Here is a 26,585-nt window from a genome sequence, read left to right on the forward strand (position 1 = left end):
GCATGTATTTAAAAAGTATTGAAGTACAGGGATTTAAGTCTTTTGCAAATAAGATTGTCTTTGAATTTCATAACGGGATCACCGGAATCGTCGGACCGAACGGAAGTGGGAAAAGTAACGTGGCGGATGCCGTCCGCTGGGTACTCGGAGAGCAGAAGGTGAAGCAGCTCCGTGGAGGTACGATGCAGGATGTTATTTTTTCCGGTACGGAAAACCGGAAACCCCTCAGCTACGCATCGGTTGCGATCACACTGGATAATTCAGATCACAAACTCCCGGTGGAGTTTGAAGAGGTTAAAGTCACAAGAAAGTTGTACCGTTCGGGGGAAAGTGAATACCTGATCAACGGCAGTGTCTGCAGGCTCAAAGATATCAATGAGATGTTTTATGATACAGGTATCGGAAAAGAAGGATATTCGATCATCGGACAGGGACAGATTGACAAGATCCTGAGCGGTAAGCCGGAAGAGAGACGAGAGCTTTTTGATGAGGCGGCCGGGATTGTCAAATTTAAGCGCCGTAAGGCGTTATCTCTTCGCAAACTGGAAGAAGAGCAGAGCAATCTGGTCCGTGTCAATGATATTTTGGGAGAGTTGGAAAAGCAGTTTGGTCCGCTTCAGAAACAGTCGGAGACAGCGAAGGAATATCTGAAAAAGAGAGAAGAACTGAAGCATTATGACATCAATATGTTCCTGGTGGAGATGAAACGTCTGAAGGGGCAGATCCGGGAAAACGATGAGAAGCTGAAGATTGCGCAGAATGAACTCACTGAAGCCGGTAAAAAGCATGAAGATATGAAGGCACAGTATGAGAAGATCGAGCAGGAAGTAGATGAGATCGACGCCGGAATCGAGCATGCAAAAAGCCAGAGAAATGAGACAACACTTCTGAAGCAGCAGTTGGAAAACCAGATCGAGCTTTTAAAAGAGCAGATCAACAGTGTCCGTATGAATGATGAACACTATGAAAAACGCGCAAACGATATTCAGGCAGAGCTTGCAAACCGTGAAAGGCAGAAATCCGAACTGGAAGAAGAAAAAGCAGAGATCGACAGACATCTTGCAACAGCATCTGAGAGACAAAAGCAGGCAGGAGAGGAGCTGACTGCCCTGCAGAGCCGGATTGCAGAGATGACAGTGGAGATTGAAAAGAATCAGAACGATATCCGTGAGCTTCTGAATAACCGTGCATCCACGAAGGCAAAGCTGCAGCATTATGAAACGACGCTTGAACAGATCAAGGTACGCCGGGCACTGCTTTACAAACGTCTGGTAGAAGCGGAGAGTGATGTACAGAGGCAACAGGAACTTGCCACGCAGTATACGGAAGAACTGAAGGCAGTATCAGGGAAGATCACGGATTCTGTAGAACAGATCAAAAACTATGAAATAGAGATTGCCGGACTGCAAAAAGAGATCGGACAGGCAAATGAGAACCTGCGAAACAGGCAGAATGCTTATCACAGGGAGTACTCTCGTCTGGAGTCTCTGAGGAACCTTACGGAGCGTTACGATGGTTATGGGAACAGTATCCGTCGTGTGATGGAGCAGAAAAGCCGTGAGCCGAAAATCCTGGGGGTTGTGGCTGATCTGATCAAAGTAGATAAAAAATATGAAACTGCGGTGGAAATCGCACTTGGAGGCAGTATCCAGAATATCGTTACTGCAGACGAAGAGACTGCAAAAAAAATGATTGGTTATCTGAAGCAGAACCGGTATGGACGTGCAACTTTCCTTCCATTGACAGCGATTCATGGGGGACAGGGATTTGCCAGGGCAGAAGCCCTTCGCGAGCCGGGTGTGATCGGCACGGCGGACAAGCTGGTAACGGTAGAAGATAAATTTACATCTCTTGCAGAGCATCTTCTTGGAAGAACTCTTGTGGCAGACAACATTGATACCGGGATCCGTCTGGCAAGAAAGTATCGTCAGTCCCTGCGTATCGTTACGCTGGAAGGAGATCTGATCAATCCTGGCGGAGCAATGAGTGGTGGAGCATTTAAGAATTCCAGTAATCTGCTCAGCAGAAGACGTGAGATTGAAGAACTGGAAAAGACGGTTGCGCGTCTGAAAACAGAACTCCAGAAATCGGAAGCAGAAGTTGCGGCCGCAAAGGAGAAGCGGACGGCGCTGTATGCAAAGGTGGAAGAAATCCAGCAGGAGTTGCAGAATGACTATGTGGTTCAAAATACTGCGAAGATGAATCTGGACCAGGTAAAAAGCCGTCAAAATGTGACCAGAGAAAATTCAGAAGGAATTTATGCGGAGCGCAAGAAACTGGAAGAACAGGTTCATGAGATCGAGGAAAACGAAGAATCGATCAAAATGGAGCTGGAGACCAGCCAGCAACTGGAGGACGAGCTGACACGCCAGATGGAAAGCTCACAGAAGTGGCTGGAAAAAGAGCGTGAGGCAGAAGCGGCAGAAGTGCGCAAAAATGAAAATATTCACCTCAGTTTTGCTGCATTGGAGCAGAAAAAAGATTTTATCGAGGAGAATTTTGTCCGTATCCGGGAAGAGATGGGAAAATTCCAGGAAGAGCTTGCCACTTTAAATGCAAGCAAAGGAGAGAATCACGGTGAAATAGAGCAAAAGGAAGCACAGATTACCGAGATTCGGCAGATGATAGAGAATTCAAAGGAATTATTTGAGGAAATCAACAAAGAGATCGAAGAATCGCAGAAAAAGCGGGAAGAACTGAATCAGAAGCATAAGGCATTCCTGAAAAAGCGAGAAGATCTGGCAGCCCATATGGCAGAGCTTGATAAAGAATCCTTCCGGCTTACAAGCAAGAAAGAAGGCTACGAGGAAGCTTTGGAAAAGCAGATCAATTATATGTGGGAAGAGTACGAACTGACGTATAATCATGCACTGGAAATCCGGGATGAGAGTCTGACAGATCCTGCCGAGATGCGAAGGCGGATCCAGGAATTAAAGACGGAGATCCGGAAACTCGGATCGGTGAACGTCAATGCGATCGAAGATTTTAAAAATCTTTCCGAGCGGTATGAATTTATGAAAACGCAGCATGATGATTTGGTAGAGGCAGAAGCAACGCTCAAGAAGATCATTGAAGAGCTGGACGAGGCGATGCGCAAGCAGTTTACTGAGCAGTTTGCAAAGATCAGCCAGGAGTTTAATCAGGTGTTCAAACAACTATTCGGTGGTGGAAAAGGAACTCTGGAACTGATGGATGATGAGGATGTGCTGGAAGCCGGAATTCGGATTATTGCGCAGCCGCCGGGTAAAAAACTTCAGAATATGATGCAGCTTTCCGGTGGAGAAAAGGCGTTGACGGCGATTTCGCTGCTGTTTGCAATCCAGAATCTGAAACCTTCCCCGTTTTGTCTGCTGGATGAGATCGAGGCGGCACTGGATGATTCTAATGTCACGAGATTTGCACAGTATTTGCACAGGCTGACGAAAAATACACAGTTTATCGTCATTACACACCGTCGCGGTACGATGACAGCGGCAGACCGGCTGTATGGGATCACTATGCAGGAAAAAGGGGTATCAACGCTGGTATCTGTGGATCTTCTGGAAGATGAGCTTACAAAGTAGTGGATAGGAGGATATGATGGCAGAAGAAAAAATGGGATTTTTTAAACGTCTGGTAGCAGGACTTAACAAGACGCGCGATAATATCGTGTCTGGAATGGACAGTATTTTTCATGGATTTTCAAAGATAGATGAGGACTTTTATGAGGAACTGGAAGAGGTTCTGATCATGGGAGATCTGGGGGTAAAAGCAACTTACGCGATTCTTGATGATCTTCGTAAAAAAGTAAAAGAACAGCACATCAAAGAGCCGATTGAGTGCAGACAGCTCCTGATCGACAGTATCAAAGAGCAGATGGATGTAGGCGAGACAGCTTATGAATTTGAAAACCAGACTTCTGTTGTTCTGGTGATCGGAGTAAATGGAGTCGGAAAGACGACTACTATCGGAAAACTTGCCGGTAAGATGAGAGGTCAGGGCAAGAAAGTTGTGCTTGCTGCAGCAGATACTTTTCGTGCAGCTGCGGGCGATCAATTAAAGGAATGGGCACATCGTTCGGATGCAGATCTGATCGGCGGACAGGAAGGTGCAGATCCGGCAGCCATCGTTTATGATGCGGTAGCGGCTGCAAAAGCGAGAAAGGCAGATATCCTTCTGGTGGATACAGCCGGAAGACTTCACAATAAAAAGAACCTGATGGAGGAACTGAAGAAGATTAACCGTGTGCTGGAAAGAGAATATCCGGAAGCATACAGGGAAACTTTGGTCGTTCTGGATGCAACGACCGGACAGAATGCACTTTCACAGGCAAAGGAATTCAGTGATGTTGCGGATATTACAGGAATTATCCTGACTAAGATGGATGGAACGGCCAAAGGTGGAATTGCAGTTGCAATTCAGGCAGAGCTTGGAATTCCTGTTAAATATATAGGTGTCGGTGAGACAATCGATGATCTGCAGAAATTCGATTCTGACGAATTTGTACAGGCATTATTTACAACAGAAGAAAAGAAGGAAGAAGGAGAAGAATAATAATATGCTGACATTGGAAAAATTTGAAGAAGCAAGCGAGATCGTAAAACGTGTGACACGTCCGACAAAGCTTATCTACAGTGAGTATCTCAGTAGTCAGACCGGGGGAAAGGTCTATTTGAAACCGGAAAATATGCAGTACACAGGTGCATACAAATTAAGAGGAGCTTATTACAAGATCAGCACACTTTCTGAGGAAGATCGTGCAAAAGGTCTGATCACAGCTTCAGCAGGAAACCATGCGCAGGGTGTGGCATATGCGGCAAAAGCGTTTGGATGTAAGGCGACGATTGTTATGCCAACTGTCACTCCGCTGATCAAGGTAAACCGTACCAAGAGCTATGGCGCCGAGGTTGTTTTACACGGAGATGTCTATGACGATGCCTGTGCAAAGGCCTATGAGCTTGCAGAAGAGTACGGATATACTTTTGTACATCCGTTTGATGATCTGGATGTAGCTACCGGACAGGGAACGATTGCAATGGAAATTGTCCAGGAACTCCCGACCGTTGATTATATCCTTGCACCGATCGGGGGCGGCGGACTGATCACAGGTGTATCTACACTTGCGAAAATGCTGAATCCAAAGATCAAAGTGATTGGTGTGGAACCGGCAGAAGCAGCAAGTATGACTGCTGCAATCGAAGCAGGACATACCGTAACACTTCCAAGTGCCAACACGATCGCAGATGGTACAGCAGTAAAAAAAGTCGGGGAACAGAATCTCCCATACGTCATGGAAAATGTAGACCAGATCGTAACTGTAGAAGACGATGAACTGGTCGGAGCATTCCTTGATATGGTGGAAAACCATAAAATGGTAGTAGAAAACTCCGGTCTTCTTTCCGTTGCAGCTTTAAAACAGCTGGATCTGAAAGGTAAGAAAGTAGTATCTATCTTAAGCGGCGGGAACATGGATGTTATTACCATGTCTTCAGTTGTACAGCACGGACTGATCCAGAGAGACCGTATCTTCTCTGTATCGGTACTTCTTCCGGATAAACCGGGTGAACTGGTAAAAGTGGCACAGACGATTGCAGAAGAGCAGGGAAATGTGATCAAACTGGAACATAATCAGTTTGTAAGTATTAACCGGAATGCGGCTGTGGAGCTTCGTGTGACACTGGAAGCATTTGGAACCGATCATAAGAACCGGATCATTGCGGCATTGGAGGCAGCCGGGTTCAGACCGAAGCTGATCAGTGCGAAGTTATATTAGAATGTTTAAGAGGACAGTCTTATCCCCTGGTGAGGGATGAGGCTGTCTTTTTTTGAAAATAAGGTTGTTAGGTCGGGCTAGAAAAAGAATCTCTTCCAATCCAGGTTGTGCAAACCATTCCGATGAACCTCTGAAGGCGAAAATTATGTCAGCAGAGGCTTCTATAATTTTTGAGTTTCATCTCCATTGCACAAAATAGCCTGCAAATAAAAAGTCAAGGCTAAATTGAAGAACATTGAAAATTTTATACAGGTTGAAAAGTAGGTATCAAAATAAGACCACCACACCAGTGCTGGTCTGAGAATTATAATGATGATTAGGATTCTGGAAGAGATGAAAGATATTCTTTCACTCGTCCGTAATAGATTCTTAGAAACTTGTTGGCACCTGCAGTCATATAGACATAGTAAGGCTTGCCTTGAGCACGTTTCTTGTCTAAGAACTGATAAACAGGATCATCTTGAGGATGTGTTTTAATTAGGACATCCATTACCTGAAATAAAGTCTTTCTAAGATCAGAGGAACCTCGTTTTGAGGTTGGAACACTTTTTTGTTCATAACTTCCAGATTCATTAACACCGGGATCTACACCGGCAAATGCAGTAATAGCACTTTTGTGAGTGAAACGGGAAACATCTCCGATCTCAGCCATCAACTGAGATCCGAGTGAAGTTCCGACACCTTTCATAGCCATAACGACAGGATATTCAGGGAGTTTGGATGCAGTTTCATTCATGAGAGTGCGTAGTGACTCAACAGTTGTAGAGGCACTGTTAAGCTGATCCACAGCCTGCTTAATTATAAGCTTTGTAATGGCATCCTTTGGAAGTACAGGAACAAGTTCCTTTGCTTTTCCATAGATTTCCTCAGCTTTGGATTGGCTGAAGTTGTACTTCTTACGTTTGCACCAGTTTTGATAATGGTCGATAAAGGCATTCAGAGACATTTTACGGACACAGTCCACATGCCAGTATGTAGATGCAAAATCAACCCATTTCTGGCTGCCGTCACTGCGTGCAGGACTGTCAAAGTAAGTATTCACACCAGGATAGGTTTGGTCAAGGATGCCGATAAGATTATTTTTCATAGCCGTCTTGTGCTTCATGTAAAAGCCGAACTGACGGTTCATGGTTTTGAGCTGATTGCGTAATTCATCCATAACATTATACTGTTTAAGATTTTGCCATTTGTCAAGAGCATATCGGGCAATCTTAACAGAATCCGCTTTATCAGATTTCACTTTACGAAGAGAATCATTATCAAAGTCTTTGATAAGTTTTGGGTTAATGGCACTGACGAAAAGATTTGCCTTTGAAAGCTGATGGGCGAGGACTTCATAATAACGTCCTGTGTGCTCCATCACGATTCGGGACTCCCCTTCAACAGAGTTGATGAGTTCTACAAGTGAATGGATATCACTGGCTGTGTGTTTGATTTCGAAAGGTGCGGAAACAATTTCACCGAAAGGTCGCATGATAGCAACCATACTCTTACCTTTTGAAACATCGATACCTACTGCGTTCATAAATTGTCACTCCTTAAGATTATTGCAATGGATAAATACCAGTTTTACTCATTGCCTATTCAATCTACTGTGGTGTGACGCGAATGCACCTATGGCGATTCAACCTGCATAAAACGAACGCTGCGAATGAGGAGCTGGTTATCAGTCTAATTTACGGACGCGAAGTCCAAGATTGGAAGACGATATACCGATTGCTCCATCATTATACAGCTTAAGCAACAAGATGGATAATTCCTTACTGGCTGTAAGGGATATTAACCATAAACATATTGTAGTAGGATTGGAAGAGATTCTTTTTCTCGCCCGGCCAATGAACGGTATTGGTTAAAAGGGCAGGACTGCTTCATAGTGAGGGAGAGGGGATAGAGACTGCAAATGTGATTGGGTGCTTGTTAAAGACGGGAGATATAGATGGAAAAATATGGAAATTTAACCAATTAGCACTTTAATTGAATGAAATACTGGGTTAAAGTCACGAAATGAGGAAAATGGGGTTGACATCGAAGGTATAGTTGTATACAATAATACAAAAATACAGGTCAGGGAGTGACGGTTATGGAAAATAGAAAGGTTTATCTGGATAAGCATACAAATTTATTGCAACTTGAGGAGCATATGTACCCGCTGGTAGACGTGGACACACCGAATGTGTTCCGGAACCTGTTTCATTATGATGAGATTCCGAAGATTGCGTTTAATGATCGTATTGTACCGCACAGTATGCCGGATGAGATTTGGATCACGGATACGACATTCAGGGATGGACAGCAGTCGAGAGCACCCTATTCAACGGATCAGATTGTAACCATTTTCGATTATATGCACAGGCTTGGAGGTTCGCAGGGGAAGATTCGTCAGAGTGAATTTTTCTTATACAGCAAGAAAGACCGTGATGCCGTATATAAATGTATGGAAAGAGGTTATAAGTTCCCGGAGGTCACAAGCTGGATCCGTGCAAATAAAAAGGATTTTGAGCTGGTAAAAGATCTGGGAATGAAGGAAACCGGAATTCTGGTAAGCTGTTCGGATTATCATATTTTTTATAAACTGAAGATGACAAGACGAGAGGCGATGGAACATTATCTGTCAGTTATACGTGAATGTCTGGAGACCGGTGTCAGTCCAAGATGTCATCTGGAAGATATTACCAGATCGGATATTTATGGATTTGTCATTCCATTCTGTCTGGAACTGATGCATCTGATGGAAGAATATCAGATTCCGGTGAAGATCCGTGTCTGTGATACAATGGGATACGGAGTCAACTATCCGGGGGCTGTGATTCCTCGTTCCATTCCGGGTATCATTTACGGACTCAGAGTACATGCAGGTGTACCGAGTGAACTGATCGAATTCCACGGACATAATGATTTTTACAAGGCAGTCAACAATTCAACAACGGCCTGGCTTTATGGAGCATGTGGTGTGAACTGTTCCTTGTTTGGAATCGGTGAACGTACCGGCAATACGCCGCTGGAAGCGATGATTTTTGAATATGCGCAGCTTCGCGGAACGCTGGATGGTATGGATACAACGGTGATTACTGAACTGGCAGAATATTATGAAAAAGAGATTGGATATCAGATTCCGCCGCGTACCCCGTTTGTCGGAAAGAATTTCAATGTAACCCGTGCGGGGATCCATGCAGACGGACTGTTAAAGAACGAAGAAATCTACAATGTGTTTGATACCGGCAAGTTTCTGAACCGTCCACCGCTGGTTGCTGTGTCAAATACTTCCGGTCTTGCAGGCATTGCACACTGGATAAATACATATTATCACCTGAAAAATGAGAAACAGGTAGACAAGAATTCCATTTTAGTTGTAGAATTGAAGAAGTGGGTTGACGCGGAATATGAATCCGGCCGTGTGACCGTACTCACAGATCAGGAACTAATCCGGGAGATTGAGAGAATCTGTGACGAAAAGGGGATTACAATCTAACGAAATTCAGGAGAGAGATAAAATGGAAGAGTATTCATTGAGAAGTCAGGTTTTTCAGACCATCAGAGATGACATTCTGAAAGGTAAGTATGAAGAAAATGACGAACTCAGGGAAGCAACATTGGGGAAGGAACTTGGAGTTAGCCGTACACCGGTAAGAGAGGCACTTAGACAGCTGGAACTGGAGGGACTGGTGAACATCATACCAAATAAAGGAGCTTATGTTACCGGTATTTCCGATAAGGATGTACATGATATTTATATGATTCGTTCCATGCTGGAAGGATTATGCGTCCGTTGGGCAACAGAACATATTACACAGGAGCAGCTGGAAGAACTGGATGAGATCATTCTTTTATCCGAGTATCATATGGATAAAGGACATTCCGATCAGCTGACAGAGCTGGATGGAAGATTCCATCAGATTCTGTATGAGGCATCACAGAGCAGGATTCTGGATCATGTGCTTTCAGATTTTCACAAATATGTACAGCTTGCAAGAAGGACTTCCGTTAAGACAGAAGAGCGTGCGATCAAGTCGATTGGTGAGCATAACGAGATCCTGAATGCCATCAAGGCGAAGGATGCGGAAAAAGCCGGCAATCTGGCAACGATCCATATTATGCATGTTATGGAGAACCTGCATATCGAAGAAAAATAGCCAAAAAGGAGACGAAGTTATGAGTAAAATTCAGATGACGACACCGATTGTTGAGATGGACGGAGATGAGATGACCAGAATTCTCTGGAAGATGATAAAAGATGATCTTCTTCTGCCGTATATCGATCTTAAGACAGATTATTATGATCTTGGATTGGAACACCGCAATGAGACAGATGACCAAGTTACAGTTGATTCGGCTAATGCAACAAAGAAGTACAAAGTAGCAGTCAAATGTGCGACCATTACACCGAATGCGGCAAGAGTAAAAGAATATGAACTCAAAGAGATGTGGAAGAGTCCGAACGGAACAATCCGTGCGATTCTGGATGGAACGGTATTTCGTGCTCCGATCGTGGTAAAAGGAATTGAACCATGTGTAAAGAACTGGAAGAAGCCGATCACGATTGCCCGTCATGCTTATGGGGATGTATATAAAGGAACCGAGATGAAGATTCCGGGACCTGGAAAGGCAGAGCTGGTCTACACGGCACCTGACGGAACAGAGACAAGAGAGCTGATCCATAATTTCGATGGAGCAGGTATTATCCAGGGAATGCACAATATCAATGCATCGATTGAAAGTTTTGCAAGAAGCTGTTTTAGTTATGCACTGGATACAAAGCAGGATCTTTGGTTTGCAACAAAAGATACCATTTCCAAAAAATATGACCATACTTTCAAAGATATCTTCCAGGAGATCTTTGATGCGGAGTATAAGAACCTTTTTGATGAAGCGGGAATTGAATATTTCTACACACTGATCGATGATGCGGTAGCCCGTGTAATGAAGTCAGAGGGTGGTTATATCTGGGCATGTAAGAATTATGACGGGGATGTGATGAGTGATATGGTTTCCTCAGCATTTGGTTCACTTGCCATGATGACATCTGTACTGGTATCACCGGAAGGCTTTTATGAATATGAAGCTGCACATGGAACAGTACAGCGTCATTATTATAAACACCTGAAAGGGGAAGAGACTTCAACAAACTCTGTTGCAACAATTTTTGCATGGACAGGAGCTTTGCGCAAGAGAGGAGAGCTGGATGGGAACCAGGAACTGATGGATTTTGCAGACCGTTTGGAAAAAGCAACGATTGATACGATTGAAGAGGGTTATATGACAAAGGATCTGGCAATGATCACAACTCTTCCGGAGGTACATGTACTGAACAGTGAAGGGTTTATTAAAGCGATTGCAGAAAGATTATAAAAAGAGCAGGGAATGCATGAAGGGTGTATCTCTGACAGGAAAATGGGAAGAACTGGCTTATTCAGCCAGTTCTTCCCATTTTTCATAGAGTTCTTCGAGTTCTGCTTCGTTTGCTGCTTTTTCTTTTGCCAGTTCCTGGCATTTAACAGAATTCGTATAGACTTCTTCCTGCATCATCAGTTCATCGATTTTGCCATTACGTGTTTCTAGAACACCGATACGTTCTTCTGTTTTCTTCAGGTCGTTCTGCCTTTTACGGAGACGTGCTTGTTCTTCTTTCTGCTCCTGCCAGCTTAGTTTGGATTCGGAAACCTGCGCCGGTGCGTCTTCGGAAGCAGCTGTGGAAACAGCCGGGGTCAGAAGATCTTTTTTCTCCAGATAATAATCATAGTTGCCGATATAATTTACAAAGGTATTGCCGGTCAGTTCCAGAATACGGGTGGCAGTCTGGTTGATGAAATAACGGTCGTGGGATACATAAAGTATCGTACCGGTATAATCGTTCAGAGCCCGCTCAAGAATTTCCTTGGAAGTGATGTCCAGATGATTGGTCGGCTCATCGAGGATCAGAAAATTTGCATTGGAGAGCATCAGCTTTGCCAGAGATACACGTCCCCTTTCACCACCACTTAAATCACCGATCAGCTTGAAAACATCATCTCCGGTAAAAAGAAAAGCCGCAAGCATGTTCCGGATCTGTGTGTTGGTAAGTGTCGGATAATCATCGGAAATTTCTTCAAAGATCGTCTTATCCATATGAAGGACGTGGTGTTCCTGATCGTAGTAACCAATCTCCACATTGGCACCCAGTGTAAAGGAACCGCTGTCTGCCTGGATCACATTGTTCAGAATCTTGAGAAGCGTAGTTTTTCCGGTTCCGTTGTCGCCAATGATGGCTATATGTTCCCCACGCTTGATCTCGAAACTGATATCGGTGAAAAGTGTCTGTGGCGGAAAGGCTTTGCTTAATCCTTTGACAGAAAGGACATCATTGCCACTGACACGGGAAGGCTCCAGCTTCAGATGGATGTCAGTGTTGATCTCCATCGGTTTGTCTACAAGCGTCATCTTGTCCAACATTTTTTCCCGACTTTCGGCACGCTTGATGGATTTCTCACGGTTAAATGAACGGAGCTTTTCAATCACGGCTTCTTGATGTTTGATCTCACGCTGCTGATTCAAGTATTCTTTTAATCTGGCTTCTCTGAGCTGTTCTTTTTTGACAGCAAAATCAGAATAATTGCCCATATAAGTATGAAGCTGTCCCTGCTCGACTTCAATCACCTTTGTAACCACACGGTTCAGGAAATAGCGGTCGTGGGATACGATAAGAACAGCACCCGGATAATTCAGAAGATAGGTTTCCAGCCATGCGATGGAGTTCATATCCAGGTGGTTTGTTGGTTCATCCAGAAGCAGGACGTCAGGCTTGGTAAGAAGGAGTTTGCCAAGAGATACACGGGTCTTCTGACCACCGGATAAAGAATCTACGGGTTTAGTAAATTCTTCTTCTGTAAATCCGAGACCTTTTAGAACGCCGGTAAGCTCACTTTTATAAGCGTAACCGTCTGCGTGCTCAAATGCAGAAGTCAGTCTCTGATAAGTGGCAAGACGTGCTTCAAGAGCATCTCCGGAAAGAGACGGAAGCTCTATCTCGATTGTACGGATCTGCTTTTCCATCTCAATGACTTCGGCTTTTGCTGTGCGGACTTCTTCATAAATGGTATTGCCGCTTTCCATCTCCTGATGCTGTGCAAGGTAGCCGAGAGTTTTGCCTTTGGTAAGAACAACCGTCCCTGCATCGGGAGAAAGCTGTCCTACGATCATCTTGAGGATCGTGGATTTGCCGGCTCCGTTAAGACCTACAAGAGCAGCTTTTTCATGGTTCTTTATATGAAAGGATCCGTCTTTTACGATGACCTGATCCCCAAAACTTTTTGACAGATTATGACATGCCAGTATCATTTTTATATCCTCCTGTTAAAGTGGCAATTATGTTACTGCTCACAGTAACATAATTATAGCTGAAATACGACAAAAAACAACTATAAAATTTGACTTTTTCACTAGATTCTTATATAATTAAAAATAATGAGTCAAAAAATAGGAAGGTGGAAGTGAAAGTGGCATCAAGAGAAATATCTCAGGCAGTAATAAGGAGACTTCCGCGGTATTATCGTTATTTAGGGGAACTACTGGAGAGCGGAGTCGAACGGATATCATCCAATGAATTAAGTAAAAGAATGAAAGTAACTGCTTCACAGATCCGTCAGGATCTGAATAATTTTGGTGGATTTGGACAGCAGGGATATGGCTATAATGTAAAGTATCTTTATACAGAGATAGGTAAGATCCTTGGACTGAACGAGAAACATAAATTCGTTATCATTGGAGCAGGAAATCTTGGACAGGCACTGGCGAACTATGCAGCATTTGAAAATCGGGGATTTGTTTTAAAAGGGCTGTTTGACGTAAACCCAAGGCTTGCCGGATTGACGATCCGTGGAGTTGAGATCCGTATGATGGATGAATTGAAGGATTTTGTGAAAGAAAACGATATTGAGATCGGGGTTCTTACGATTCCGAAGACAAAAGCAGTAGAGGTTGCCAATCTCCTGGTAGATAATGGAGTTAAGGCTATCTGGAATTTTGCGCATACAGATCTGAATCTGCCGGATAATATTATTGTTGAGAATGTTCATTTGTCTGAAAGTCTGATGAGATTATCTTATAATATCACCAGATACAATGAAGAACATGAAGGAAAGTAGGCAAAGCAGACCAGAAGGCAGAGGTGCAGGAAAATTTTTTCCTGCACCTTTTTGAAAATTAAATGTATGGGAGACCGGATATGAAAGAAATACTGACAGCAGATCAGATGAGAAGATCGGATCAGAGAATGATACAGAAGATGCAGGTCCCGTCCCTTGTCCTGATGGAACGGGCGGCACTTCAGTGTGTGGCTGCGATGAAAGCAGAAGACATAGATTTGTCGAAAGCATTGGTCGTGTGTGGAAGTGGCAATAACGGTGGTGACGGATTCGCAATTGCAAGGATGCTCGTAGAAGAAGGAAATCATCCAGATGTAGTATTGGTCGGAAATTATGACCATCGTAGTGAAGAAACAAAAATCCAGATGAAAATTCTGGAAAATCTGGGAATATCTGTAGGAAACAGTTTGCCACAGAAAGAATATAGTGTTATTATAGATGCCGTATTCGGTATTGGCCTATCCCGTGAAATAAAAGGCAGATACGCAGAGGTGATTGATCAGATGAATCGGATGACTGCCTGTAAGGTGGCAGTCGACACTCCTTCAGGGATCCGTTCGGATGATGGAAAAGTGCTTGGAACGGCATTTAAAGCAGATCTTACAGTGACCTTTGCGTTTCAGAAGATGGGACAGATCCTATATCCGGGATGTGAGTATACAGGAAAGCTTGTTACAGCGCCGATCGGAATTACCAGACCGGAGTTTTTTGCGGAAGAAGAAATCTGCATGGCACTTGAAAAATCCGATGTGCCGGCAATGCTGCCGCAAAGGAAACCGGATTCTAATAAAGGGACTTATGGAAAGGTTCTGATGATTACCGGAAGCAAAGGAATGTCCGGTGCAGCATATTTAAGTGCCAGGGCAGCATATCTTTCGGGAGCAGGTCTTGTCCGGATTTATACGGAGGAAAGTAACCGGGCAATCTTACAGGAACTTTTACCGGAGGCGGTAATGACGACCTATTCTCTGGATGAGACAGAATCATTTGAAGAACTTCCGGATTTGCTGGAATGGGCGGATGTGCTCTGTATTGGATGCGGACTCGGTATGGGACCGCATTCGGAGGAATTACTGAAAAAGGTGCTTGAGAATAATAAAACCCCGGCTGTTATTGATGCGGACGGACTGAACCTTCTGGCAAAGACCGATGAGTGGGGGATCGAACAGATTCGGATGAATCCTTCCGGATATGTACTTACTCCACATATGAAAGAAATGTCCAGACTGACCGGATACAGCGTACAGGAATTAAAAGACAACAGAAGAGAGCTATTAAGGAAATATACAGAAAAAGTCCATGCTGTCTGTGTACTGAAAGACAGCAGGACACTTGTGAAAGCGCCAGAGGGAAGGCTTATGATCAATACCACCGGTAATGCGGCAATGGCAAAGGCCGGATCGGGAGATGTGCTTGCAGGAATGATCACCGGACTTATGGCACAGCATATGAGACCGGATGATGCCGCTGTGCTTGGCGTTTATCTGCATGGGCTGTGCGGAGATCATGCCAGAAAAGAACTTGGCTCTTACAGTGTGCTTGCGGGTGATCTCTTGAAAATGCTCGGCAGAACACTTAAGGAATTGGAGGATATGACAGAATGAAGAAATACAGCAGACTGCGTGCGGTGATCGATCTGGATGCGGTGATGTATAACATGGAAATGATGCATGCAAATATAGAAAAAGGAACCAAGATGGTCGTGGTCATCAAGACAGATGGTTATGGTCATGGAGCGGTGCCGATTTCAAGAATGCTGGAAGATGTGGACTATGTCTGGGGCTATGCGGTCGCAACTCTGGATGAAGGTGTTGTACTCAGAAAAGCCGGCATTCAGAAGCCGATTCTTTGCCTGGGATGTATTTTCCCGGACCAGCTGGAAGAGATGATCCGTCATGAGATCCGCATGACAACCTACAGCTATGAGCTTGCGAAGCTTGCGGATGAGACCGCATACCGTATGGGGAAGAAGGCATATCTGCACATTAAGATCGATACAGGAATGTCAAGACTTGGCTTTCTGGTAGCGAAAGAAAGTGTAGAGGAGATCCTTAAGATCGGCAGACTTGTTTATACGGATTGCGAAGGAATGTTTACCCATTTTTCCAAGGCAGATGAGACGGATAAGACCACGACACTGGAACAGATCCGTGCTTTTCTGTGGATGAAAGAACATCTTGCAGCAGAAGGTATGGAATTTACTTATTATCACTGTGCAAACAGTGCAAGTATCATTGATATGCCAAAGCTTGGAATGAATCTGGAGAGAGCCGGGATTTCTACCTATGGACTGTATCCGTCAGATGAAGTCAATAAGGAGGCAGTTCCGCTCCGGCCGGCAATGGAGCTGATCGCGCACGTGACTTATGTGAAATGGATTGAAAAGGGTACGGAAGTCAGCTACGGAGGCACCTTTGTTGCCCCGAAAAGGATGCAGATCGCCACGATCCCGACGGGATATGGAGACGGATACCCACGAAGTCTTTCCAACAAAGGATATGTTCTGATCCATGGACAGAAGGCACCGATCCTTGGCAGAGTCTGTATGGATCAGTTTATGGTAGATGTGACCGAAATTCCGGATGTGAAATTTGGTGACAGGGCAACACTGGTCGGCCACGATGGGGATGCTTATCTTTCAATAGATGAGCTTGCCGGTCTGAGCGGCAGATTTAACTATGAATTTATCTGTGATATCAATAAACGTGTTCCGAGGGAATATCTGCGTGACGGAAAAGTTGTAGAGCAGGTCGATTATTTCTAAAATGCGGGGATGCACTTCGAAAGAGATATGAATACAGCAGGAGAAAGCTGGCAATAATGAAAGTATCTTGATAAGCGGAGTGTGAAAGAAGTGCAGATCAGGCGTGGAGATATTTATTATGCGGATTTAAGTCCGGTAGTCGGTTCGGAGCAGGGCGGTGTGCGTCCGGTTCTTGTCATCCAGAATGATGTCGGGAACCGGCACAGTCCGACCGTTATCTGTGCCGCGATCACTTCAAGGATGAATAAAGCGAAGCTGCCGACACATGTGGAAATCGATGCAAAAAGGTACAGAATCGTCAAGGATTCTGTTGTCCTTCTGGAGCAGATTCGGACGATCGATAAACAGAGACTGAAGGATTACGTGTGCCGGGTAGACAAAGAGCTTATGAGAAAAGTCGATGAAGCGCTGTGCGTCAGCCTGATGCTTCATACATAAAAGAGGAGAAGTATGGAAAGCAATGGAAACGGAAGGTAATTTACTTCAGAAAATGAAAAATGTATTTTCTGACAATGAAGATAAAGAGAAAATTGCAGAAGAAATCATTGAAAAAGTACTGGAAGGCTATGAAAAAGGTGTTCTGACAAGACGTGAGATGAAGATGATCACCAACATTTTTGAATATATGGATTCGGATGCAAAAGATATCATGACGCACCGGAAAAATATCGTAGCACTGGATGGAGAGGAATCTCTGGAAAGGGCACTTACCTTTATGCTGGAGGAGAACAAATCCAGATTCCCGGTTTATGAAGAAGATATTGACAACATTGTGGGGATTCTTCATATCCGGGATGCGATGCAGAGCTACTTGGACGGTCCGGCAAGGAAAAAACCGGTGCATGATCTGAAGGATGCCATCCGTCCGGCAGGATTTATCCCGGAAACAAAGGCGATTGACAAACTGTTTCAACAGATGCAGCAGGACAAGAGCCATATGGTGATCGTGCTGGATGAGTATGGACAGACATCAGGGATCGTTACGATGGAAGATATTGTAGAAGAAATCGTTGGAAATATCCAGGATGAGTATGATGAGGAAGAAGAGCTGATCATCAAACAGGCAGATGGTACATATATCGTGGATGGTATGACACAGCTGGAGGATCTGGAAGAGCTTCTGGGAATCAGTTTCAACGAAGAAGATTACGATACGATTAATGGTTATCTGATCGACTGCCTGGACAGAATTCCTTCGGAAGATGAAGAATGTCAGGTGGAATTCGGAGGCTATCTGTTCCATGTATTGTCAGTTGATAATAATACAATACGCAAAGTCCTTGTCAGTAGGACAAAAAAGTGATAAAATAGTACAATTGAGAATAGTAAAAATACTGAAGAGAGGTAAAAAGTAATGTCAGGACATTCAAAATTTGCGAATATCAAGCATAAAAAAGAAAAAAACGACGCAGCAAAAGGAAAAGTATTCACGAAGATCGGTCGTGAAATCGCTGTAGCAGTCAAAGAAGGAGGCGGAGCTGATCCGGCTAACAACAGCAGACTCCGTGATGCGATTGCAAAGGCAAAAGCAAATAATATGCCAAATGACAATATTGACAGAAGTATCAAAAAAGCAGCCGGAGACGGAGATGCTAACAACTACGAACACATCGTATACGAAGGATACGGACCGAACGGAACTGCAATCATCGTTGATGCACTTACTGATAACCGTAACCGTACTGCTTCTAATGTAAGAAGCGCTTTCACAAAGGGAAAAGGAAATATCGGAACCAGTGGATGTGTTTCTTTCATGTTTGATCAGAAAGGACAGATCATTGTCGATAAAGAAGAATGTGAACTGGATGCAGATGATCTGATGATGCAGGCACTGGATGCAGGAGCAGAAGATTTTTCGGAAGAAGAGGACAGCTTTGAAATTCTTACAGATCCGAATGATTTCAGTGAGGTTCGTCTTGCTCTGGAAGAAGCGGGTATTCCGATGGCAAGCGCAGAAGTTACAATGATTCCACAGACATGGGTAACTTTGGACAACGAAGAAGATATCAAGAACATTCAGAAGACGCTTGATCTTCTTGAAGATGATGATGATGTACAGGAAGTATATCATAACTGGGAAGAAGCATAGGATCGATTCCGGGAGGAACCTGAATGAATCAGAGTATACAGGATGGACTGAATGACCTGTTTGACCAGATTATTCCGATTTCCGGAGATTTCAATAAAAAGACTTATGCGGATTCGTTTAAAAATGCATACGAGAAGTATAAGCCACTTTTTACTGAGATTGCACAGGAATGCGAAAATTCGGAAGACAGACAGGAAGAGATTGAAGAGATTGCTGCTGTTCTGCCGGATAGAATGCGGGAAGTACTGGATCAGGAAAGTTCAAAAAGAAAAAAAGAAAATGTACTTATGAAATATAATCTGGGCATGGTTACGTATGTGATCCCGATGTTCCGTTATGGCAGAATGGATGCTTGTGAAGAGATTGTAGACTGCATGATCGAACGCTGGAATGATCATGATCTGGAACTAAAGATCAGTAAATCGGAATTCGAGCAGATCCAGGGAGGCTTCAAATCACGGCTCTGCTATATTACTACAGCCGTATGTGCAAGCCTTGGCAAACCGGATGACTGTTACGAACTGAATCTGATGAGAAGATACAGAGATGAATATCTGGTGAATCAGAAAGGCGGCGAAGAAATTGTTGCCGAGTATTACGATATTGCTCCGACAATCGTAAACCGGATCAACCGGATGGAAAATTCAGAAGATGTATATGCAGATATCTGGAGCCGTTATCTTCACCCATGTGTTTCCATGATCGAATCCGATAATCTGGAGGCATGCCGTAAGCTTTATACGGATATGGTATATAGCCTGCGCAGGAAATATTTATTTTCATAATGTTTAAATCAAAGAGAATGTGCTGAGTCGCATTCTCTTTTGCATATACAGTGAATCAGGTACAGATTTGTGTCGGTACAAGAATCTGCGATTCATTTCTGTGGCGAAAATCCTGCATATTTTCATAAGCATTGTCCATACTAAGCTAAAAAGAACGGAGGAATGCGGCAATGAAAATACAGGAAGAAACGGATGTAAAAGAATACCAGATACGCAAGAAAAAGAGCAGGGAACAGACTGTAGAAAATATGGAAAATAAAGAAAAGGCAGTCAGAGAGACAGAGCCGGAAACCACAAAGGAAGAAGATGAACATGTTAAAGAAATGGGAATGCTTTCGCTTGACCGACGTCGAAATCATCAGATCGAGCTACTCACGATCATCGGCGAAGTAGAAGGGCATGAGACGGTTTCCGGCAGTACAAAGGCAACCAAGTATGAGCACCTGCTTCCAAAGCTGGCACAGATTGAGAACAGTGTTCAGACTGATGGAGTGCTGATTCTCTTAAATACACTGGGCGGAGATGTGGAGGCGGGACTTGCGATTGCGGAAATGATCGCGTCTTTAAGCAAACCGACAGTATCTCTGGTACTTGGAGGGTGTCATTCTATCGGTGGCCCTCTTGCTGTGTCGGCAGATTATTCTTTTATTGTTCCAAGTGGGACGATGATCATTCACCCGGTGCGGACAAGCGGAATGTTCATCGGTGTGGCACAAAGCCTGCGGAATATTGAAAAGACGCAGGACCGGATCACCGGATTCCTTGCAGAGCATTCCGGAATGTCACAGGAGCGGATTGAAGAACTGATGCTGGATTCCACACAGCTTGTCAAAGATGTGGGGACAATGCTGGAAGGAAAACGTGCAGTGGAGGAAGGACTCATTGATGAAGTTGGCGGAATAAGAGATGCATTAAATAAATTGCATGAAATGATTGATGAAAAAATGGAAAATACTGATAAAAATTATGAGATGACATAAGGCGAAGAGGATGCTATAATAAAATAGTATGTACAAGTATACACTTTTGATGACTGATTCCGGATACTATATCTGGGGAGAGAGGAGAAGGAATCGGTCATTTGATTACAAGATAAAGAGTATAAATACAAGGGGGAAGTTTGATGGCTTCAAAGACAACCGGAACAAAGAAAAATGCAAAGCAGAGCACGGCGAAAAAGCGGCAGCCTACGAAGAAGACAAGTGCAAAGTCTGCAAAATCTGCGAAGACAACCAGAAAGAATACCACATCAAAAGCTGTGCCGCAGGAAGAATCATTTCTTGCAACGGAGATTCTGATCTGGGTGACACTTGCGGTAGGGATTCTGCTCACAATCAGCAATTTCGGACTTGCAGGTGCATTTGGAAGAAAGATTGCAGCACTGCAGCAGGGAATGATGGGTTGGATGGCGTATGTATTTCCACTGCTTTTATTTTGTGGAGTCGCGTTTGTGGTTTCCAATAAAGGAAACAGGATCGCATATATTAAGACTGTTGCAGGCGTTGTATTACTGGTTCAGTGCTGTGTGCTCTTTGAACTGATCGATGAAAAAGGCGGATCTGTTGGAAAGGCAATTGCGGTCAGACTGGTGCCGGCAATTGGTAAAGTGGGTACATATGTTGTCGTGATCATTTTAATGGTGATCTGTGTAGTCCTTATCACAGAAAAGTCTATTCTAAAAGGAATGAAGATCGGCGGGGAAAAAGCGTATGACCGTGCCAGAGAGGACATGCAGAAGCGTAAAGAAGAAGCTGAGGAACGCAGGGCAAGACGGGAAGCTATGCGTGTTGATTATCAGGTAAGCGGCGTTTCCTTTAATTCGACAGTTGGAGGAAAAGAGAACGAGGCAGAAAAAGCAGAAGAAAAAGCCGGAAAAGAAGCAAAGGAAAGCACAGAAAAGAAAGCTACCAGACGCAGCCGGAAGGATATGAGCAGCGTGCTTGCCGGTGCAGAAGAAGCGGCTGCAAAGCACATTATGGAACAGACTGGGAAAATTGCACTGGATGATGTAGTGATCAATCGTGCGATGCCCCTTTCCGCTACAGAGCTGATCCCGGATCCGGAACCGGTTCCCCTTGAGCCGGTGAAAGAAAAACTCCCGAAGTTCTTAAAAGGAGCGATGCAGGAAGCAGAAAAAAAGACGGAGTCCGGTAAAGATATACAGACAGATGTGGCTGAAGAAAATTTATCAGCGGTGCAGACAGAAGACGGAATAAAAAGACAGGTCTCCGGAAATTCAAAAGTTAAGGCAGATATCCCAAAAGAGGTGGCTGCTGTTGCAGATACGATTGCAAAAAGTGAGAAACCGGTCAGGGAATACCGCTTTCCACCTCTTAGTCTGTTGAAGCATGGAAGTAAAACCTCCGGAGATTCGGATGCGCATCTGCGGGAGACAGCAGCAAAGCTCCAGAAGACACTTCAAACCTTCGGTGTGAATGTTACAATCACTAATATCAGCTGCGGACCTTCTGTCACACGCTATGAGTTACAGCCTGAGATGGGGGTGAAAGTCAGCAAGATCGTAGGACTTGCGGATGACATCAAGCTGAACCTGGCGGCGGCTGATATCCGTATTGAGGCACCGATCCCGGGAAAAGCAGCGGTCGGCATTGAAGTTCCGAATAAGGAAAATACTGCAGTTATGCTGCGTGATCTTCTGGAATCAGATGAATTTAAGAAAAGTAGATCACGGATCGCATTTGCGACAGGTCGTGACATTTCAGGTAAAGTGGTGGTATCAGATATCGCAAAGATGCCGCATCTGCTTGTCGCAGGAGCTACCGGATCCGGTAAATCTGTCTGTATCAATACGATCATTATGAGTATTATCTACAAAGCAAAACCGGAGGATGTGAAGCTGATCATGGTAGATCCAAAGGTGGTGGAATTAAGTGTATATAATGGAATTCCACATCTGATGATCCCGGTTGTAACGGATCCGAAGAAGGCAGCAGGAGCTTTGAACTGGGCGGTTGCGGAAATGAACAGACGTTATCAGCTTTTTGCCGAGTATAATGTCCGTGATCTGAAAGGTTACAATGATAAAGTCGAGAACATTAAAGATATTGATGATCCGAATAAAGCACAGAAACTTCCACAGATTGTAATCATCGTAGACGAACTTGCAGACCTGATGATGGTTGCACCTGGAGAAGTAGAAGAGGCAATCTGCCGTCTGGCACAGCTTGCGCGTGCGGCAGGACTTCATCTGGTTCTTGCAACGCAGAGACCATCGGTTAATGTCATTACCGGTCTGATTAAGGCGAATATGCCATCAAGAATAGCATTTTCTGTATCATCCGGTGTGGATTCCCGTACCATCATTGATATGAATGGCGCGGAGAAGCTGCTTGGAAAAGGCGATATGTTGTTCTATCCGGCTGGCTATCAGAAGCCGGTACGTGTTCAGGGGGCTTTTGTTTCTGATAAAGAAGTCCAGGCAGTGGTTGATTTCTTAAAAGAGAACAGCGGAGGCGCAGCCTACAGTGAAGAGATCCAGAAGCAGGTGAATAGTAATCAGAATGTATCTGTGGGAGGAACATCTTCCGAGGACGACAAAGATGTCTACTTTGTAGATGCAGGAAAGTTTATCATTGAAAAAGACAAAGCATCGATCGGAATGCTCCAACGGGTGTTTAAGATTGGGTTTAACCGTGCGGCGCGGATTATGGATCAGCTTGCCGAGGCGGGAGTCGTAGGAGAAGAAGAAGGTACCAAACCAAGAAAAGTACTGATGTCTATGGAACAGTTTGAGCAATACATAGAAGAATCAGTTTAAGAAACGTAGAAGAAAAAAGGGAGGATATAATTATGAAAACAGACATTCAGATCGCACAGGAGGCAGAGATGCTCCATATTCGCGAGGTTGCAGCAAAGGTTGGAATTGAAGAGGAAGACCTTGAGTTTTACGGCAAGTATAAGGCAAAATTATCGGATGAACTGATGGAAAGAGTAAAAGACAGACCAGATGGAAAGCTGGTACTTGTTACTGCAATCAATCCGACTCCGGCGGGAGAGGGGAAGACGACGATTACCGTTGGACTTGGAGAGGCAATGGCAAAGCTCGGTAAAAAAGCTCTGATCGCTCTGCGCGAGCCATCGCTCGGACCTTGCTTTGGAATTAAAGGTGGTGCTGCCGGTGGCGGTTATGCACAGGTTGTACCGATGGAAGATCTGAATCTTCATTTTACCGGAGATTTTCATGCGATCACATCGGCAAATAACCTGCTTGCAGCTCTTCTTGACAACCATATCCAGCAAGGAAATGCTCTTGGAATCGATCCGAGACAGGTTGTGTGGAAACGGTGTGTAGATATGAATGACCGTGTACTGCGTAATGTAGTAGTTGGTCTTGGAAATAAAATGGACGGAATGGTAAGAGAGGATCATTTTGTGATCACGGTTGCGTCCGAAATTATGGCAATTTTATGTCTGGCAGACGATCTGGAAGATCTGAAAAAACGTCTTGACAGAATCATTGTTGCCTATACATTTTCCGGAGAACCGGTTACAGCTGACCAGCTTCATGCAACCGGTGCAATGACAGCACTGTTAAAGGATGCGATCAAGCCGAATATTATCCAGACTCTGGAACATACACCGGCACTGGTACACGGTGGTCCGTTCGCAAATATTGCACATGGCTGCAACAGTGTACGTGCAACCAAGATGGCGCTTAAGCTGAGTGATATCACGATCACAGAAGCGGGATTCGGTGCGGATCTGGGTGCAGAGAAGTTTATGGATATCAAGTGCCGTATGGCGGGACTGAAACCGGACGCAGTAGTTCTGGTTGCAACGGTACGTGCATTAAAATACAATGGTGGCGTGCCAAAAGACGAACTGAACAAAGAAAATCTGGATGCTCTTGCAAAAGGAATTGTAAATCTTGAAAAGCATATTGAGAACCTGCAGAAATTCGGCGTTCCAGTTGTGGTTACCTTGAATTCATTTGTCAGTGATACTGAAGCAGAATACGAATTTATCCGTAAGTTCTGCGAAGACAGAGGCTGCGAATTTGCCCTTGCAGAAGTATGGGGTAAAGGCGGAGACGGCGGAAAAGAGCTGGCAGAGAAAGTATTACAGACTCTGGAGACAAAAGAAAGCCATTATCATCCGATTTACAGTGATGAGTTATCAATTGCAGAGAAGATCGAGACAATCTGCAAAGAGATTTACGGAGCAAAGAGTGTTGTATATGAACCTGCTGCAAAGAAACAGCTTGCACGAATTGAATCAATGGGCTTTGGCAAGTTCCCGGTATGTATGGCAAAGAACCAGTATTCTCTGTCCGATGATGCGAAGCTTCTTGGACGTCCGGAGAACTTTGATATCCATATCCGTGAAGTCTATGTAAATGCAGGAGCAGGATTTGTTGTTGCTCTTACCGGAGCAATCATGACCATGCCGGGTCTTCCGAAAGTACCTGCAGCAAATGGAATTGATGTAGAAGACGGTAAAATTACCGGATTGTTCTAAAAGAAGTATGATACCAGAAGGAGACGAAAGACAATGAAATGTATGCACTGTGGAGCAGATTTGCCTGAAGATCAGTTGATCTGTCCTAGATGCGGCAGGGAAATACAGATCGTGCCTGATTATAACCCACTTGATGATATGCTGACTGCTCAGTTAAAAGGAGGCATTACACAGACAATGTCGCTTCATCTGGGTAAGCAGGAAAAGCAAGATGTCAGCTATTCTGGTGCGGCAAATCCGGTATATGAAAGACGGGAAAGTGTTGGAGGAGAGACCAGGTGTGTGGGAAATTCGGGAAGTGTTGGTCGTCGCCAGCAGGAAACTGTGACCAGGCGTGGAAGAGATGCGGTGGTCAGACGCAGTGATGTCAGACCGGCTACCGGACGTGTGGGTCAAAGAGAAGATGCGCGGGAACAGACGAGAAGAGCGTATGAAGAAGAACGCAGATTGCGGCGTATGCGGGCAGAAAAGAGAAAAGAGCGCGCCAGAAAAAAACGCCGGAAAATGCTGCTTATGCTATTGGCGGGGTGTATTGTTCTGGCAGGACTCATTTTCTTGTTTTATCAAAATTCATATACCGGAAAAGTAAAGAAAGGATACCGGCTTCTGGCAGCTTCCGAATATGAGAACGCACTCACTGTATTTGAAAAAGCAGCTTCTGGAAGTCCGAAGAAAGCAGAAGCTTATACAGGGATTTCAAAGGTTTATATTGCCAAGGATGATCTGGATCAGGCAGAAGAAGTTTTTACAGATGAGATTGCAAAGCAGTCCGGAAATGCAGAAATTTATCGTGCAGCGGTAGAATTTTATATTGATACCAAACAGGAAGAAAAGGTATCACCGCTTCTGAATGCATGTACCAGTGATACGGTTCTTGAAGTACTGAAGGATTATGTGTCAGGTGAACCGGAGTTTAGTCTGGATGAGGCAGAGACATATGATGAAGTGCAGGCACTGGAACTGACCGGAAAAGGAAAAGCGATCTACTATACGACAGACGGTTCAGAGCCGACAACTTCAAGTACGAAATATACGGAACCGATCAAGATTGGTGAAGGTGAGACGACGGTGAAAGCAATTTCTGTTAATAAGAAAGGGATTCCAAGCCTGACAGAAAGTAAAACTTATAAAGTTGAGTTCCCGATTGCAGATGCGCCGGCGGTGACTCCATCGACCGGGCAGTATAACCATGTCCAATCAATCAGTGTGGTTGTACCGGATAAGTATACGGCATATTACACGACGGATGGATCAGATCCGGATCCGGAAAATAATTCTGCGACGCAGGAGTATACCGGGCCGATCGTAATGCCGGCGGGAAGTACGATTTTCAGCTTTGTTCTGCAGGACCAAAAAGGCAGATTAAGTGATGTCACAAGAAGAAATTATGAACTGAATACAGATTAAAACCCGATTATAAGAAGAGAGTATGCCAAGCCGTCTGCTTGTCAGAGCATGACTGATAAAGCGTACTCTTTTTCGATTACTTTCATTTTTGAAAAATTTGCGTAAAATATGTGAAATATATCACAAATCAATTATTTTATGAATAGGGTAGAAATAATATGGTTTATTAAAAATGTATAATTGTATGGAAATA

19 protein-coding genes are annotated in these 26,585 nt (G+C 44.2%); 17 read left to right on the forward strand and 2 right to left on the reverse strand.

Annotated features, from left to right (window positions below; translation table 11 throughout):
• Nucleotides 1-2: 2 nt before the first annotated feature.
• The 3 genes from smc to ilvA are packed head-to-tail and all read left to right on the forward strand — an operon-like array spanning nt 3 to nt 5,752.
• Nucleotides 3-3,563 (forward strand): chromosome segregation protein SMC, encoded by a 3,561-nt coding sequence (gene smc / locus NQ556_RS07050; protein ID WP_204575913.1) that lies wholly within the window; start codon nt 3-5, stop codon nt 3,561-3,563.
• Between the two features lie 16 nt (nt 3,564-3,579).
• On the forward strand, nt 3,580-4,533 hold the full coding sequence (gene ftsY / locus NQ556_RS07055) for a signal recognition particle-docking protein FtsY (RefSeq protein ID WP_022219882.1): 954 nt from the start codon (nt 3,580-3,582) through the stop codon (nt 4,531-4,533).
• Between the two features lie 4 nt (nt 4,534-4,537).
• The gene (gene ilvA, locus NQ556_RS07060) at nt 4,538-5,752 is read left to right on the forward strand and encodes a threonine ammonia-lyase (RefSeq protein WP_008372180.1); all 1,215 of its coding nucleotides are present in this window, start codon (nt 4,538-4,540) and stop codon (nt 5,750-5,752) included.
• Between the two features lie 316 nt (nt 5,753-6,068).
• Here ilvA and NQ556_RS07065 read toward each other — a convergent pair whose 3' ends face one another.
• Complete coding sequence (locus NQ556_RS07065) at nt 6,069-7,277, reverse strand: IS110 family RNA-guided transposase (RefSeq protein ID WP_204575915.1); 1,209 nt, start codon at nt 7,275-7,277, stop codon at nt 6,069-6,071.
• Between the two features lie 555 nt (nt 7,278-7,832).
• On the opposite strand from NQ556_RS07065, the gene NQ556_RS07070 reads away from it, so the two are divergent.
• From NQ556_RS07070 to NQ556_RS07080, 3 genes are read left to right on the forward strand one after another with little or no spacing between them, the layout of a single operon-like run.
• Entirely contained in the window at nt 7,833-9,221 is a 1,389-nt protein-coding gene (locus tag NQ556_RS07070) for a beta/alpha barrel domain-containing protein (protein WP_055156693.1), read from the forward strand.
• A gap of 22 nt (nt 9,222-9,243) precedes the next feature.
• Nucleotides 9,244-9,882, forward strand: coding sequence for a GntR family transcriptional regulator (locus NQ556_RS07075; protein ID WP_055248874.1), 639 nt, complete (start codon nt 9,244-9,246; stop codon nt 9,880-9,882).
• Between the two features lie 19 nt (nt 9,883-9,901).
• Nucleotides 9,902-11,098, forward strand: coding sequence for an NADP-dependent isocitrate dehydrogenase (locus NQ556_RS07080; RefSeq protein ID WP_022219885.1), 1,197 nt, complete (start codon nt 9,902-9,904; stop codon nt 11,096-11,098).
• Nucleotides 11,099-11,155: 57 nt separating this feature from the next.
• Here the strand turns inward: NQ556_RS07080 and NQ556_RS07085 are convergent, their stop codons facing one another.
• On the reverse strand, nt 11,156-13,063 hold the full coding sequence (locus NQ556_RS07085) for an ABC-F family ATP-binding cassette domain-containing protein (protein ID WP_204575917.1): 1,908 nt from the start codon (nt 13,061-13,063) through the stop codon (nt 11,156-11,158).
• A 158-nt stretch (nt 13,064-13,221) separates the two neighbouring features.
• Here NQ556_RS07085 and NQ556_RS07090 point away from each other — a divergent pair, with 158 nt between their 5' ends.
• From NQ556_RS07090 to NQ556_RS07140, 11 genes are all read left to right on the forward strand, one after another.
• Nucleotides 13,222-13,869, forward strand: coding sequence for a redox-sensing transcriptional repressor Rex (locus NQ556_RS07090; RefSeq protein WP_022219887.1), 648 nt, complete (start codon nt 13,222-13,224; stop codon nt 13,867-13,869).
• 80 nt (nt 13,870-13,949) lie between these two features.
• The gene (locus NQ556_RS07095; RefSeq protein WP_022219888.1) at nt 13,950-15,473 is read left to right on the forward strand and encodes a bifunctional ADP-dependent NAD(P)H-hydrate dehydratase/NAD(P)H-hydrate epimerase; all 1,524 of its coding nucleotides are present in this window, start codon (nt 13,950-13,952) and stop codon (nt 15,471-15,473) included.
• Nucleotides 15,470-16,633, forward strand: coding sequence for an alanine racemase (gene alr / locus NQ556_RS07100; protein WP_204575918.1), 1,164 nt, complete (start codon nt 15,470-15,472; stop codon nt 16,631-16,633). Before NQ556_RS07095 ends, alr begins: the two co-directional genes overlap by 4 nt.
• A gap of 90 nt (nt 16,634-16,723) precedes the next feature.
• A complete protein-coding gene (locus NQ556_RS07105; RefSeq protein ID WP_022219890.1) occupies nt 16,724-17,071 on the forward strand; it encodes a type II toxin-antitoxin system PemK/MazF family toxin in 348 nt (115 codons plus the stop codon).
• Nucleotides 17,072-17,093: 22 nt separating this feature from the next.
• Nucleotides 17,094-17,936 (forward strand): hemolysin family protein, encoded by an 843-nt coding sequence (locus NQ556_RS07110; RefSeq protein ID WP_055248869.1) that lies wholly within the window; start codon nt 17,094-17,096, stop codon nt 17,934-17,936.
• Between the two features lie 51 nt (nt 17,937-17,987).
• On the forward strand, nt 17,988-18,722 hold the full coding sequence (locus NQ556_RS07115) for a YebC/PmpR family DNA-binding transcriptional regulator (RefSeq protein WP_022219892.1): 735 nt from the start codon (nt 17,988-17,990) through the stop codon (nt 18,720-18,722).
• A 23-nt stretch (nt 18,723-18,745) separates the two neighbouring features.
• Nucleotides 18,746-19,507 (forward strand): CFI-box-CTERM domain-containing protein, encoded by a 762-nt coding sequence (locus NQ556_RS07120; protein ID WP_204575920.1) that lies wholly within the window; start codon nt 18,746-18,748, stop codon nt 19,505-19,507.
• A 248-nt stretch (nt 19,508-19,755) separates the two neighbouring features.
• A complete protein-coding gene (locus NQ556_RS07125) occupies nt 19,756-20,487 on the forward strand; it encodes a ClpP family protease (RefSeq protein WP_055260573.1) in 732 nt (243 codons plus the stop codon).
• Nucleotides 20,488-20,630: 143 nt separating this feature from the next.
• The gene (locus NQ556_RS07130) at nt 20,631-23,285 is read left to right on the forward strand and encodes an FtsK/SpoIIIE family DNA translocase (RefSeq protein WP_204575921.1); all 2,655 of its coding nucleotides are present in this window, start codon (nt 20,631-20,633) and stop codon (nt 23,283-23,285) included.
• Between the two features lie 32 nt (nt 23,286-23,317).
• Entirely contained in the window at nt 23,318-24,985 is a 1,668-nt protein-coding gene (locus NQ556_RS07135) for a formate--tetrahydrofolate ligase (protein WP_022219896.1), read from the forward strand.
• Nucleotides 24,986-25,018: 33 nt separating this feature from the next.
• Nucleotides 25,019-26,392, forward strand: coding sequence for a chitobiase/beta-hexosaminidase C-terminal domain-containing protein (locus NQ556_RS07140; RefSeq protein ID WP_173699830.1), 1,374 nt, complete (start codon nt 25,019-25,021; stop codon nt 26,390-26,392).
• Nucleotides 26,393-26,585 lie beyond the last annotated feature (193 nt).

The organism is Coprococcus comes ATCC 27758 (assembly GCF_025149785.1).
GTDB lineage: Bacteria > Bacillota > Clostridia > Lachnospirales > Lachnospiraceae > Allocoprococcus > Allocoprococcus comes.